The organism is Quatrionicoccus australiensis, from assembly GCF_020510525.1.
Lineage (GTDB): Bacteria > Pseudomonadota > Gammaproteobacteria > Burkholderiales > Rhodocyclaceae > Azonexus > Azonexus australiensis_B.
This window is the reverse complement of record NZ_CP075188.1, coordinates 1,341,229-1,355,729: the sequence shown is the minus strand read 5'-3', so window position 1 is coordinate 1,355,729 and position 14,501 is coordinate 1,341,229. Positions and strand designations below refer to the sequence as shown.

The following is a 14,501-nucleotide window of genomic DNA, read 5'->3' as shown; positions in this document are numbered from 1 at the left end:
ATGTCCGCACCAAAGGCAATCTCGGAATTACCACGCTGGTTCATACCCAGCCTGATCCTCGTCTTTGTCTTGCAGATTGTTGGCGGTGCATTGCTCTACAAAACCGAGCACCAGCAGATGCTCGAGAAAGCCGGTCAGCAACTGCTGGCCGTGGCCGAACTCAAGTCTCGGCAAATCACCGACTGGCGCCACGAACGGGTTGCGGATGGCCAGGTCATCAGCGAGGACAGGGAACTGGGCAACCTGATCGACAACTGGCTGAAGCGGCCGGATGCCAGGACAGAACAGCAACTGCGCGCGCGCTTCCTGTCATTGCTGAAAAACTATCAATACCACGACATCCTGCTGCTCGACAGCAACAGCAATATCCGGATGAGTCTGACTGATCACCAGGCAAGACAGCTCACCGACTACGCTCTTTATCAGGAACTGGCAGCAAAATCCCAGCATGCCGGCCTGACCGATTTCCATCGGGATCACGATGAGGGCCTGTTCCACGTCTCGGTCATTGTTCCGCTGTTTGCCGACCACGGCACCCGCTGGATCGGCTCCCTCGCCATGCAGATCGATCCCGGTGACTTTCTTTTCCCGACCCTGCAGTCCTGGCCGCTGGCCAGTCGCACGGCGGAAACGCTCCTCGTCCGGCGCGATGAAGATCAAGTCCAGTTTCTCAACGAACTACGTAATCGCCCGGCTGCAACCTCGCAACTGCGCATCTCCCCGGAGAATAAAGATATACCGGCGGTACGTGCGATCTTCGACAAGGCGAGCGGTATCGTTGCAGGCCCCGACTATAGCGGCACCCCGGTTATTGCAGCCCTCCAGTCGATTCCCGACTCGTCCTGGCATATCGTCACCAAGATCGATCGCGAGGAAGCACTCGCCGAATGGCTGCTCGCCTCCCGTCTGATCATCGCCCTGTCCATCGGACTGCTGTTGGCGACGGCCGGCATTTTCGGGTTCATTTACCAGCAACGGGGAACCCGCCATTACCGTGGCCTGTTCGAAGCGGAAAGCGCCACCCGGGCCGAACAGGAGCGTTTCCGCATTGCCTTCAACGCCAGTCCGATGGCAACCTCGATTGCCCGCACCGACGATGGCCGCTTTGTCGACGCCAACGACAACTACCAGCGTTACTTCGGCTGGAACCGCGAGGAAATGCTGGGCAAGACGGGTACCGAACTCGGGCTGTGGCTAGACCGGACAGCCCGTTCTGCATGGGTTGAAAAACTGATCCGGCAAGGGTCTACGCTCAATTACGAAACGCAGTGGCGTGACAAATCAGGAAAGCTGCACGACATCCAGCTCTCGGCGGCGATCATCGATATCGACGGGGTTTCGCATATCCTCGGTTTTGCCTCCGACGTCACCGAACGCCGCCAGGCAGAAGCCGAACTGATGGAATACCGGCGCCGCCTGGAAGCCATGGTCAGCGAGCGAACCAGCCAATTGGCCATGGCCAAGGAGTACGCCGAACGCGGCAGCCGGGCCAAGAGCGCCTTCCTGGCCAACATGAGCCATGAAATCCGCACGCCGCTCAATGCCGTGATCGGGCTGACCCACCTGATCCGCCGTGACGCCAGTGATCCGCTGCAGAAAGAGCGTCTCAGCCGGGTCGAGGATTCGGCACAACACCTGCTCGACGTCATCAATGACATTCTCGACATATCCAAGATCGAAGCCGAAAAACTCCAGCTTGAGGAAAGCGACTTCTCGATCTCGCGTCTGATCGGCGAAACGCTGGAAATGATTGAATATCGCAGCCACGACAAAGGGCTGGCGCTGTTTGCCGAACTGTCGCCGGATCTCCCACCGGCCGTGCGCGGCGATCCCAAACGCCTGCAGCAGATCCTGCTCAACTTCCTCTCCAACGCGGTCAAATTCACCGAGCATGGCCAGATCAGGGTGCATGCAGAAGTGGCCGAGCAGACTGCCAGGCAGGTATTGCTGCGTATCGAAGTCAGCGATACCGGCATCGGTATCGAACCCGGCATCCAGGAACGCCTGTTCCGCCCCTTTGAGCAGGCAGACGACTCGACGACCCGGCGCTTTGGCGGCACCGGCCTCGGCCTGGCCATCAGCCGCCAGCTCGCCCGCCTGATGGGCGGCGATACCGGCATGCGCAGCGAGCCAGGAAATGGCAGCACGTTCTGGATGACGGTTCGCCTGGGCGTTGCCGCAGCAACAATCGAAAGCCGGCAAACGGCAGCGGTCGACATCGATCTGGAGGCAAAAATCCGCCAAACCCGCCAGACCGCGCACATCCTCCTGGTCGAGGACGACCCGCTCAGCCAGGAGGTCGCACTCGAACTGTTGCGGCACGCCGGACTCACAGCCGATCTCGCGGAGAATGGGCAGCAGGCCGTTGAAATGGCGGAAAAGACTGCCTACGACCTGATCCTGATGGACATGCAGATGCCGGTGCTGAACGGTCTGGAGGCCACCCGGCGCATTCTCGCCCTACCCGGACGGGCAGCAACCCGGGTCGTTGCGATGACCGCGAATGCCTTCAACGAAGACCGGGAAGCCTGCCTAGCGGCCGGCATGGTCGACCATATCGGCAAGCCGGTCAGCCCCGAGATTCTCTACGCCAAAATCCTGCACTGGTTGCCGGCGGTCAGCACCCCGGCATTGCTGCTGCAGCCACCGGCCAACCGGATTGCCGCGGCTGGCGATCCTGGCGTGGCAGCTACGCTCGCCCGACTGGCGGTGGTTCCCGGCCTGAACACGGCGGCCGGACTCACTGCGCTGAATGGCAAGGCCGAGCGCTATATCAGTCTGCTGCGCAAATATCTTGAGCGCCATGCCGGTGCCGCCGACGAAATCCGCAGCGCACTCGGCACTGGCGACAGCGCCACGGCCCGCCGCCTGGCACATACCGAAAAAGGCGCCTCGGCAACCCTCGGGCTGGACGGCATCCGTTTGGCGGCTGCCGCTCTGGAACTCGCCATACGGGAGAACCAGACTGACCGGCTGAATGCGCTGATCAGCGAGCTGGACGGCGTGCATACCCGGCTGCGCAAAGACGTATTCCAGGCAATCGGTGAAGAAAGGGTCGTGTTGGCCATCGGCACAAACACCGATACAGGGCAATTGATCGAGCAGTTGCGTGCCCTGCTGGCGGAAGACAACATGAACAGCCTCAACCTGGCACAGCAGTCCGCCGCCATCCTGAGCAAGCTGCTCGGCCCGGACTATCCGGACTTCCGCCGTGAGCTCGACAATTTCGATTTCCCGCAGGCACTGCACCTGCTGGAAAGCCGCCTGGCCCTCACCAGCGACAGCTGTTCACCGGCATGAGCCGGCTCAAAGCCGGATAAGCGCCTTCACCTCGTTGCCGCGACCACGATACTCAAGACTGTCAAAACTGATCATGCGTGACATGGCGATACCCCGGCCATGGGTATCAAAAGCCCGCTCCGGACTCATTTCGAGATAAGCCTGCCAGTCGAAACCGGCCCCCTGGTCACGAATGGTGAAAACCAGTTCGCCAGCGCTACGCTCGATTTCGAGTTCGGCATATTTCCCGTTGAACTCCGGCTGCTCGAGCAGCCGGCTGATTTCCTCATGCAGGCTGCCATCCTCGATGAGCCTGGATTTCTGGTCATAGCCAATGGCGAGGTTGCCATGCTCGACAGCGTTGAGCATCAGCTCCGACAGGCCAAGTGCGACACGCCCGGGATCGGGTGCCGCATTGGCGGCCAGGGCGGCGAGGTCACGCGCTTCTTCCGGGGTATTGAACACGAAGCGCGCCTGGACCAGACAGGAAAGCGTGCTGCTCTGGCGCTGCACCGCCTCCGCCAGTTCCTTGTGGCCGCGGTAATCGCGCGTCGCGGCGGCGACGATCGCCAGCAGCGTATCGGCGGAAAAAGGCTTGGTCAGGTAGTAATAGGCACCGGCCTGCAGGCCTTCGAGCACATCGGCATCCGCCGTCATGCCGGTCTGCATGATGACCGGCACGTGCATCATGTCCGGCCGCAGTTTGACCCGGCGCAGGATTTCGATGCCGTCCATGTCGGGCATCATGCGATCAAGCAGGATCGCGTCAAAGCGCTCCGGATCGGCATCGATCAGGCGCCAGGCGGCCTCTCCCGAGTCCGCCTCGACCACCGCATAACCTTCTTCGCTCAAATTTTCCGCCAGCGTTTCGCGGCCAATCGGCTCATCATCAACGACCAGTATGCACGTCTGCGTCAAGGCGGTTCTCCCGGTTATCGCTCCGCCGATGCTATCGACAGTGAATGCGCGCTAGATTAGCGGATTTAACACTTCTGGGACATGTACCAAAGTTCAGTTTGGCTAAAAACTTACCCGGAAATACCTTGCTGATCCCAGCCTGCCAGCCAGTCGAGGACACCTTCACCGGCCACTCGCCCACTGGCGAAACAGGCAGTCAGCAGATAGCCACCGGTCGGGGCCTCCCAGTCGAGCATTTCTCCCGCCGCAAAGGTGCCTGGCAGCTCCGCCAGCATCAGGCGCGCATCGAGTGCTGCCAGGCGAATCCCGCCGGCACTGCTGATCGCTTCATCGATCGGTCGGGCTGCCTGCACCGGCAAGGGCAGCGCCTTGATCGCCGCAGCCAGGCTGGCCGTATCGGTCAACGCCTCGGGCGGGCACAATTCGCGCAGCAAGCCGGCCTTGACCCCATCCAGACCGGCCCGCCGGCGCAGATGATTGGCCAGGGAATCACGCCCGCGCGGCCGCGCCAGATCGGCGCTCAGTCGCTCCAGCGTACGCCCGGGCGCCAGATCGAGCGTCAGCGCCGCCTTGCCGTCCCGTTCCAGGGCGTCGCGCAAGGGCGCCGACAGCGCATAAACCAGACCGCCCTCGATACCGCCCGCCGTGATGTTGAACTCGCCCTGCCGGCTCAGCCCGGCAACGGAGGCGACCACCGGCTTGACCGGGTGACCGGCAAAGCGCTCACTGAAATGCCGACTCCAGGCCACATCGAAACCGCAATTGGCCGGTTTCAGCGGCGCAACGGCAACGCCGCGTTCAAGCAGCAGGGGCACCCAGGCGCCATCCGAACCCAGTTTTGCCCAACTGCCACCACCCAGCGCCAGGACCACCGCATCGGCGATGCATTCGATTTCGCCGGCCGGCGTCGCAAAACGCAATGTCCGCTCGGCCGTCCAGCCCAGCCAGCGATGCCGGACATGGAATTGCACGCCAAGCTCGCGCAGGCGGTGCAGCCAGGCACGCAACAGCGGCGCCGCCTTCATGTCGGTCGGAAAGACGCGATCGGAAGTACCGACAAAGGTTTCGATACCCAGGCCATGGATCCAGTCGCGCAGCGAAGCCGGGCCGAAACGCGCCAGCCAGGCAGCCACTTCGCCGCTACGCTCGCCGTAGCGGGCAATGAAAGCGGGCAGCGGCTCGGCGTGCGTGATGTTCATGCCGCCCTTGCCGGCCATCAGGAATTTGCGACCGACCGAGGGCATGGCATCGAAAACCTGCACTTCCAGACGGTCGACCGTCCCGAACGGGCAATTTTCAGACGCGGCGGCAATCACCTCCGCCGCCATCAAGCCCGCCGGACCGCCACCGATGATGGCAATCCGCGGCATCAGGCTTCCTCGACGTCGGCTTCCGGCGCCTTCGGCACTTTTTCCGCCGCCTTGGCGGGCGCCTTGCCGGCCAGTTCCGGCAGCAACTCTTCCTCGTCGAGCGGCGTGACCGTTACGGCCACTTCCGGTTCGGCCCCGCCGCCACCAAGGATGATGCCGCGCAGCGGCGAGATGTCGCCGAAATCGCGGCCGATGGCGACCGTGATGTGCTCGGTATCGGGCAGCAGGTTGTTGGTCGGATCGAAGTCCACCCAATTGTCACCGAAGCCCGGCGCATACACCGAAACCCAGGCATGCGAGGCATCGGCGCCGATCAGGCGCGGCTTGCCGGGCGGCGGCCGGGTCAGCAGATAACCGCTGACATAGCGTGCCGACAGGCCGAGCGCGCGTAGGCAGGCAATCATCAGGTGAGCGAAATCCTGGCAAACGCCGCGTTTCTTTTCGAGAACTTCCATGACCGGCGTCGACACCGTGGTCGCCTCCGGATCGAATTTGAACTCGCGGAAGATTTTCGCCATCAGCGCCTGGGCCCCGACCAGCACCGGCGTTTCCGGCGGGAAGCAGTCGGCCGCGTAATCGGCCAGTTCATGTTTGATGCGGACGTGGGCACTTTCGAACAGGAAGCGCGTCGCATCGAGATCTTCCGGCTTCGGCGCCGAAGCATCGTAGGCCAGGCGTTCGCGCACTTCTTCCCAGGGCAGTGAGCTTTCCAGATCGACCGGCAGATGCGGCATGACCGCAACCGCCATCACCGAACTGATGCGCAGACTGTCATGCGGTGCATGGAAAGCCATCCAGGTCACCGGATTGCCGAAGGCATCCTGACCATCGCGACGCCAGGTCGGCACCGGCTTGATCGTGATGCACTGCTCCTCGATCTGCTGCCAGGCAAGGATGCGCGGCGAGAGATGCAGTTGCTGCTGCGACAGGGAAATATTGCAGCCGTAGTCGTACGTCGTTTCGTGCAGGACGTGATAGCGGACGGGAGTCTTGTCCATGCTCAGAGCGCCATCGTTTGCCGGCTGACATCGCCGACATGGGTGAAGTAGCGCATGCCCAGCCAGTCCGACAACTTCACGGCTGCCGCATCAAGCTCGCGCAGCAGTTTGGCCAGTTCGGCGCAGGGCGAGTCGGCGCGACTGCTGTCGAGTTGCGCATGCTCGAGCTTGCTCATGTCGAATTCGCGCAACCGGGCCAGCACATCGGGCAGCAGACTGCCGCTGTCGTCACCCAGATCGCGTGCCATGCGGTCGAGATAGCGCGCCACGACGCCGCCCTGGAAGGCCACGCCGTGCGGATTGCTGTTGTCGAAAACGAGCAGGTCGAGCACCGGCAGCAACTCGGGCAGACGCGAGTAGCGCGAACGATAGGTAATGATCGAGTCGGTCAGTTCGAGCAGCCATTCAAGGCTGCCCGGTCCGCGCGTCGATGCCATGGTCAGGAAATAGGCAATCGCCTGCGCCAGGAAAGAGAGGCGTTCGAGACGTCGACCGATGATCAGGAAACGCCAGCCGTCATCACGCGTCATGTTGTCCATCGCAAACCCGGTCAGCGACGACGAAACACCAAGGACGCGATCGAGGAAGGCAATCGCCTCGACCAGGGTCGGATGCGCCTTCAGCGCGGTCTGCTGCTCGCGCTGCAGACGGTTCAGCGAATGCCAGTGATCGAGCGACAGGCGATCGCGCACATGCGTCGCCGCCCACATCAGGCTGCGGATATTGCCGGCCAGGCTGCCCGGCTGATCCGGATCGTAAATTGCCTCGAGCAGGACATGCTCGCTGCCTTCCTTGATCTCGTTATCCTCTTCCGGCTTGGGCAGGATACCGATCAGCATGGCCATTTCCATGGCCGAAGTCAGGGCCGGCGTCTTCTCGCCACCCGACTCGACCACCCGGCTCAAGGCAACCCGCAACATGCGGGCACTGTCGTCGAAACGCTCGGAGTAACGGCCAAGCCAGAACAGGTTCTCGACGACGCGCGAAGTCAGGTTGGCGCCGGCCCGGACCAGATCGCGCACCCCGACCGAGGGCTTCAACAGCGTGAATTCGCTGACCGGGCCATCGGTCAGCACCCAGGCGTCCTTCGAGGCGCCACCGCGCTGCATCGAGATGATGCGGGCATTGGCACCGGTCGCGACGCGCGCCAGGCCACCCGGCATCACGGAATAACCATCGGCCGAGGACACTGCGTATGCACGCAGACCGACCGGGCGGGCAAGCAGGCGCCGCTCGTGCGAACGGCTCCAGGTCGGGCCTTGCGACAGATCGACCATTTCCTGGGCGACATAGGCATGCGGCCGGGCTTCGATACGGCGCAGCATTTCCTCGCGCGCCGCGCCTTCCAGTTCATGCCCGAACACCGGGTCCATGCGCTGCGTCGGGTAAGCCGGCTTGATGACCAGATCGTCGAAGTTTTCGCGCACGTATTCCAGGGCCGGCTTTTCGCCGCACCACCAAGTCGCCACCGAGGGCATCGCCAGTTCCTCACCGAGCAGCTTGCGGCAGATTGCCGGCAGAAAGCCCATCAGCGCGCCGGACGACAGCAGACCGCTGCCCAGCGCGTTGGCAATCGCAACACGCCCGGCGCGCGCCACGTTGAGCAGCCCGGGGATGCCAAGCGCCGAATCGCCGCGCAACTCAAGCGGATCGCAGTAGTCATCATCCTGCCGGCGCAGGATGACATGCACCCGCTTCAGGCCGCGCAGGGTCTTCAGATAAACGGTATCGCCGCGCACCGTCAGATCCTGCCCCTCGACCAGCGGGAAGCCGAGATAACGCGCGAGATAGGCGTGCTCGAAATAGGTTTCGTTGTACGGTCCCGGCGTCAGCAGCACAATATGCGGCTGTTCGCCTGCGTCGACCGGTGCGATGGCAGCCAGGCCATCCTGCTGGTCGCGGAAGAAGTCGGCCAGATGCTGCACGTGCAGGTCGCTGAACATTTCCGGGAAAACGCGCGAAACGATCAGGCGGTTTTCCAGTGCATAACCGGCCCCGGACGGCGCCTGCGTGCGGTCGGCAATCACCCACCAGCGACCATCCGGCGAACGCGCCAGATCGACCGCATATTGATGCAGCCAGACACCGCCGGCCGGCTTGATGCCCTGACAGGGCCACAGATAGCCGTGCTGGCCATAGACCAGCGCCGGCGGCAGCAGGCCTTCGGCAAGCAGCTTCTGCTCGCCGTAGAGGTCGGCCAGAATGGCATTGAGCAGGGTTGCCCGTTGCGCGACCGCAGCCGAGACTTCGGCCCACTCTTCTGCCGAGATGATCAGCGGCAGCGGGTCGAGCGCCCACGGCCGGTCGGCGCCGCTGGGATCGGCGTAAACGTTGTAGGTGACCCCGTTTTCCTGGATCCGTCGATCGACGAAATCAAGGCGACGATGCATTTCGTCAGGCGCGACCGCGTCAAGATGAATGAAGAACTGCCGCCAGTGCGGACGGACAGTGCCGTCAGCGTCGAGCATTTCATCGTAGCGGCGAGCGCTGTGGGGGTAGATTGCGAGGAGTGTGCGGGCCATTCAGCCAGTCAAGCAATGCGGGCGGGCCGTTTCCGGCCCTTTTTTGTGCGGCCCGAAAGCCGCAACCCGCATCTGGAAGGGTTAGGAACGGCGCAAGTCTAGCGTAAACGGGTGCTCCGCGCTGATCTGCGGTGTCCCGACCGACATCTTGCCCGGGGTATGGCCGAAGCGGAAGAAGCGGGCCAGACGGCGACTTTCGGCTTCGAAGGCATTGACCGGGAAGGTATCGAAACTGCGCCCGCCCGGATGCGTCACGTGATACTGGCAACCGCCCAGCGAACGCTGCATCCAGGTATCGACCAGGTCGAAAACCAGCGGCGCATGCACGCCGATGGTCGGATGCAGGCAGGAAGCCGGCTGCCAGGCACGGTAACGCACGCCGGCAACGAATTCGCCGTTGATGCCGGTATTCTGCAGCGGGACAGGCACGCCGTTGCAGGTCAGCACATAACGATCCGGCGCCATGCCCTTGACCTTGACCTGGACGCGCTCAACCGAGGAATCGACGTAGCGCACCGTGGTCCCGGCGCCGCCCTCCTCGCCCATGACATGCCAGGGTTCCAGCGCGTGGCGCAATTCGAACTCGATGCCCTTGACGGCGAAATCGCCGTACTTCGGGAAACGGAATTCGAAATGCGGTGCGAACCATTCTGCCTTGAACGGGTAGCCCGCCTCGGTCATTTCCTGCATGACGTCCTTGAAGTCCTGCTCGGCATAGAAAGGCAGCATGAAGCGGTCGTGCAGCTCGGTACCCCAGCGCGCCAGACGGGCCGGCTCGTAGGGCTGCTCCCAGAAGCGCGCAATCATGGCGCGCAGCAGCAGTTGCTGGGCAAGCGACATGCGCGCATGCGGCGGCATTTCGAAGGCGCGCAGCTCGAGCAGGCCGAGGCGCCCGGTCGGGCCGTCCGGCGAATAGAGCTTGTCGATGCAGAACTCGGAACGGTGCGTATTGCCGGTCACGTCGGTAAGCAAGTTGCGCAGGATACGGTCGACCAGCCAGGGCGGCACCGAGTTTGCGTGCATTCCGCCCGGCTGCGGGATCTGCTTGAAGGCAATTTCCAGCTCATAGAGCGAGTCGTTGCGCGCTTCATCGACACGCGGCGCCTGGCTAGTCGGGCCGATGAACAGGCCGGAGAACAGGTAGGACAGGCTGGGATGATTGTGCCAGTAGGCGATCAGGCTCTTCAGCAAATCCGGGCGGCGCAGGAAGGGCGAGTCGTTCGGCGTCGCACCGCCGAGCACGAAGTGATTGCCACCACCCGTGCCGGTGTGGCGGCCGTCGACCATGAATTTCTCGGTGGTCAGGCGGGTCAGGTGCGCCGCATCGTAGAGATGCGTCGTCTGCTCGACCAGTTGATCCCAGCTCTTGGCCGGGTGAATATTGACTTCGATGACGCCGGGGTCGGGCGTCACACGGAAATGCGTCAGGCGCGGATCGGACGGCGGCTCGTAGCCTTCCATGATCACCGGCAGGTTCATTTCCTCAGCGGTCGACTCGACGGCAGCAACGATTTCCAGGTAATCGTCGAGCTTCTCGGTCGGCGGCATGAAGATGTAGAGCTTGCCGTCGCGCGGCTCGGCGCACATCGCGAGGCGCGTGATCCAGGCGGCGGATTCCTTGAAGCCGGGACGAGTATCGCTCGGCTTTTCCCAGGCGCGGCCCTTGCCATGCACTTCGGCAAAGCCGGCAGCCGAACTGCTGCGCCTGTCCTGCATCTGCGGCCCGCGGGCGGCACGTGCCGCATTGACTCGCTCGCGCAGTTCGGCGTGCGTCGCCAAGGGATCGGTCGCCATTTCGGCATCCGGCACATTGACGTAGGGGTAATCGCTTTGTGCCGTCCACGGCTGCGAGTCGATCGGCAGGCGGTAACCCATGGCCGAATCGCCGGGGAACAGGTAACAGCGTTCGGCACGCAGGAACCACGGCCCGGTCTGCCACTGGTCGGCGAGGTTCTTCATGATCGGCAGCGTGTAGCCGATGGTATGCGTCATGCCCTGGGTGAATACCTTCATCAGGCGTTCGCGCTCCAGTGCGTCGTCGACACGCGAATCGAAGGGATCGACATTGCCCGGCAGGCGGCGCTCGCGCCACATGTAGTAATAGACGTCCTCGAAGGCCGGGAAGACATGCTCGCCGGTGACACCAAGACGCTCGGCAACGCGACGCAGGAAGTGGCCGGCCTGCTCGGCGGTAACGCCGTAATTGATACTTTCATTGGCATACAACGCCGGCGAATTCCAGATCGGCTCGCCATCCTTGCGCCAGAAGCAGTTCAGAGACCAGCGCGGGAGTTGTTCGCCGGGATACCACTTGCCCTGGCCGAAATGCATCAGGCCGTTCGGCGCGTATTTCTCGCGCAGACGATGGAACAGGTCGGCGGCGAAAATGCGCTTGGTCGGACCGAGGGCGGCGGTATTCCATTCGGCGCCATCCGGATCGTCGACCGCGACGAAGGTCGGCTCGCCGCCCTGGGTCAGGCGAACGTCAAGTTCCTGCAGCGTGCCGTCGATCTTGTGACCGAGGCTTTCGATTTCCAGCCACTGTTCGTCGCTGTAGGGCTTGGTGACGCGCGGTGCCTCCCAGAAGCGGGTAACGCCCATGTGGTGACTGAATTCGGTTTCGCACTTGTCGATACCGCCACTGATCGGCGCCGCCGACGAGGGTTCCGGCGTGCAGGCAAGCGGGATATGGCCCTCCCCGGCGAACAGGCCAGAGGTCGGATCGAGGCCGATCCAGCCGGCGCCCGGCAGATACACCTCGGTCCACGCGTGCAGATCGGTGAAATCCTTTTCCGGACCAGACGGGCCGTCCAGCGATTTGACGTCAGCGGTCAACTGGATCAGGTAGCCGGAAACGAAACGTGCCGCCAGCCCCAGGTGACGCAGCACCTGCACCAGCAGCCAGGCGGAGTCGCGGCAGGAGCCGGAACGCTTGGTCAGCGTTTCCTCCGGCGTCTGGACGCCGGGTTCCATGCGGATGGTGTAGCCGATGTCGCGCTGTACCTGGGCATTGATCGCGACCAGGAAATCGACGCTGCGCAGCGGTTCGCGCGAAATGCCGGCCACGTACTTGTCAAACTCGGGGCCGTAGTTAACCTTGTACAGATAAGGCGCCAGTTCGTGGCGCTCGCCGGCCTCGTAGGCGAAAGGAATCTTCTCGGCGTGCGGCTCGAGGAAGAAGTCGAAAGGATTGATCACCGACATCTCGGCGACCAGGTCGACCTCGACACGGAATTCGCGGGTCTTCTCCGGGAAGACCAGGCGAGCCAGGTAATTGCCCTGCGGATCCTGCTGCCAGTTGATGAAGTGCTTTTCCGGCCCGACCTTCAGCGAATAGGAGAGGATGCGTGTCCGCGAATGCGGGCAGGGGCGCAGGCGAATGACCTGCGGCCCGAGATTGATCAGGCGATCGTAGGAGTAATGAGTGACGTGATTTAGTGCAACGTGAATGGACACGGGCTTGCTCCGGGCAAATAGACTGATAGCTTAAAAGCAAGACATGAACCAGCTTGTAAGCCATTGATTATTGGCAATGCGCCGAGCCAGAGGCACCAAGCCAAGGCCTGGTTCAACCTGGTGCGCACCAGGCCGGTGCGCACCTCTTGTCGCATTATTTTACTTGCACCAATGCGTCAGCCAGATGACGCAGCGTACGCTCGATGTTGTGCAGTTTATCCAGCCCGAACAGGCCAACCCGGAACGTCCGGTAATCGGCCGGTTCGTCACATTGCAGCGGCACGCCAGCCGCCGTCTGCAGACCGAGACCGACGAATTTCTTGCCGGTCTGGATATCCGGATCGCTGGTATAGCTGACCACCACGCCCGGCGCGCCGAAGCCCTCGGCCGCGACGCTGGGGAAACCCTGGCTGGCGAGCAGCGCCCGCACCTGATCGCCCAGCGCCTGCTGCTCTGCCATGATGCGATCGAAACCGTAGGCTTCCATTTCCAGCATCACTTCATGCAGGCGCGCGATGCCGTCGGTCGGCATCGTTGCGTGATAAGCGTGCGCACCGCCCTCGTAGGTTTCCATGATCTGCAGCCACTTTTTCAGGTCGCAGGCAAAACTGGTACTGGTCGTCGTCTCGATTGCCGCGCGCGCCCGCTCGCCCAGCATCACCAGCGCGCAGCACGGCGAGGCGCTCCAGCCCTTCTGCGGCGCGCTGATCAGCACATCGACGCCGGTTACTTGCATATCGACCCAGATTGCGCCGGAAGCGATGCAGTCGAGCACGAACAAGCCGCCCACGGCATGTACCGCTTCGGCCACCGCCTGGATATACGCGGTCGGCAGGATGATGCCGGATGCCGTCTCGACATGCGGCGCGAAAACCACGGCCGGCTTCTCGCGCAAAATGGCCGCCACCACGACGTCGACCGCTGGCGGCGCAAACGGCGCCTGGCTTCCCTCGCCCTGGCGTTGCGCCTTGAGCACGACTGCCTCGGAAGGAATCCGGCCCATCTCGAAAATCTGCGTCCAGCGGAAGCTGAACCAGCCATTGCGAATCACCAGTACCTTCTTGTCGGTCGCAAACTGGCGGGCCACCGCCTCCATGCCGAAGGTACCGCTGCCCGGCACGATGGCCACCGAATGCGCGCCATAGACCTGCTTGAGTATCCGCGACACATCGCGCATCGTGCCCTGGAAGGATTGCGACATATGGTTCAGGGCGCGGTCGGTATAGACCACGGAATATTCGAGCAGGCCGTCGGGGTCGACGGCGGGCAGCAGACGGGACATGGGGTGGCTCCTGAGGGTGTTTTTGTTGATCCGGGAGGATAACGCCGAAGGGGGCTTTCGGGCTATTCCGGTGCGCGGCAAATGTGGGTTCTGGTTTGATTGGCGGCTGGTTTCCGCTCGGCGGGGTGTCCGTCTCGCTTACGGAAGATGCTGTGCTTGTTTTACGTGCGGGTTCCGCCCTTGCGGGGCGTCTCACTTTCTTTTGCTTCGCCAAAAGAAAGTAAGCAAAGAAAAGGCGACCCCAGGCTACGCGGTCGGCTGCGCCGACTCCCCTGCGCTACTCGCTGCTGGCGGGGGCTGCGGAACTCGGGGCTACGCCCCTCAGACAGTCCTCGCCCTTTATCCGCCATCAGCTCCGTTGCTCGGCGCTCCACATGGGGACCCGGAAAAGCGTCGCCGCCGAACCGCTCAAAATGGTTTTGGCCGTTTTCCAGCGGTCGACCGCTAAAAAACACCTTTTTTGTTTTTTCCAGGGCAGAGCCGTTGTTCCGAGACGCCTTTCGGGTCCCCCTGAGAGGCGCTGAGCAACGCAGGACGGCCGGGGGCATTCGGCTTGCGTCTGTCTGAGCCGCAGGCGAGTTTAGCAAGCCGCCCGGACGACCGAGTAGCGCAAGGAACCGGGCAACGCCCGGCGCCGACCCGGGGGTCGCCTTTTCTTTGGCTACTTTCTTTTGGC

At 62.9% G+C, this 14,501-nt stretch carries 7 protein-coding genes; 1 reads left to right on the top strand and 6 read right to left on the bottom strand.

The window, feature by feature from the left end:
• Positions 1-3,300 carry an ATP-binding protein gene (locus KI612_RS06535; protein WP_226443012.1) on the top strand — a complete coding sequence of 1,100 codons (3,300 nt, stop codon included), beginning with the start codon at positions 1-3 and terminating at the stop codon, positions 3,298-3,300.
• 6 nt (positions 3,301-3,306) lie between these two features.
• Here KI612_RS06535 and KI612_RS06530 read toward each other — a convergent pair whose 3' ends face one another.
• The 6 genes from KI612_RS06530 to KI612_RS06505 form a co-directional block, all read right to left on the bottom strand.
• Positions 3,307-4,197 carry a response regulator gene (locus KI612_RS06530; RefSeq protein ID WP_226443011.1) on the bottom strand — a complete coding sequence of 297 codons (891 nt, stop codon included), beginning with the start codon at positions 4,195-4,197 and terminating at the stop codon, positions 3,307-3,309.
• Positions 4,198-4,307: 110 nt separating this feature from the next.
• Positions 4,308-5,567 (bottom strand): TIGR03862 family flavoprotein, encoded by a 1,260-nt coding sequence (locus KI612_RS06525; protein ID WP_226443010.1) that lies wholly within the window; start codon positions 5,565-5,567, stop codon positions 4,308-4,310.
• Positions 5,567-6,565 carry a transglutaminase family protein gene (locus tag KI612_RS06520; RefSeq protein WP_226443009.1) on the bottom strand — a complete coding sequence of 333 codons (999 nt, stop codon included), beginning with the start codon at positions 6,563-6,565 and terminating at the stop codon, positions 5,567-5,569. Before KI612_RS06520 ends, KI612_RS06525 begins: the two co-directional genes overlap by 1 nt.
• Positions 6,566-6,567: 2 nt before the next feature.
• The gene (locus tag KI612_RS06515; RefSeq protein WP_226443008.1) at positions 6,568-9,087 is read right to left on the bottom strand and encodes a circularly permuted type 2 ATP-grasp protein; all 2,520 of its coding nucleotides are present in this window, start codon (positions 9,085-9,087) and stop codon (positions 6,568-6,570) included.
• 81 nt (positions 9,088-9,168) lie between these two features.
• Entirely contained in the window at positions 9,169-12,543 is a 3,375-nt protein-coding gene (locus KI612_RS06510) for a transglutaminase family protein (protein WP_226443007.1), read from the bottom strand.
• A 154-nt stretch (positions 12,544-12,697) separates the two neighbouring features.
• Positions 12,698-13,825: an aminotransferase class V-fold PLP-dependent enzyme gene (locus KI612_RS06505; protein WP_226443006.1), complete on the bottom strand. Its 1,128-nt coding sequence runs from the start codon at positions 13,823-13,825 to the stop codon at positions 12,698-12,700.
• Between the last annotated feature and the right edge of the window lie 676 nt (positions 13,826-14,501).

Coding starts and splice junctions, on each gene's coding strand:
- KI612_RS06520 (WP_226443009.1), bottom strand. CDS start 6,565: ATGGACAAGACTCCCGTCCGCTATCACGTCCTGCACGAAACGACGTAC.
- KI612_RS06525 (WP_226443010.1), bottom strand. CDS start 5,567: ATGCCGCGGATTGCCATCATCGGTGGCGGTCCGGCGGGCTTGATGGCG.
- KI612_RS06515 (WP_226443008.1), bottom strand. CDS start 9,087: ATGGCCCGCACACTCCTCGCAATCTACCCCCACAGCGCTCGCCGCTAC.
- KI612_RS06505 (WP_226443006.1), bottom strand. CDS start 13,825: ATGTCCCGTCTGCTGCCCGCCGTCGACCCCGACGGCCTGCTCGAATAT.
- KI612_RS06535 (WP_226443012.1), top strand. CDS start 1: ATGTCCGCACCAAAGGCAATCTCGGAATTACCACGCTGGTTCATACCC.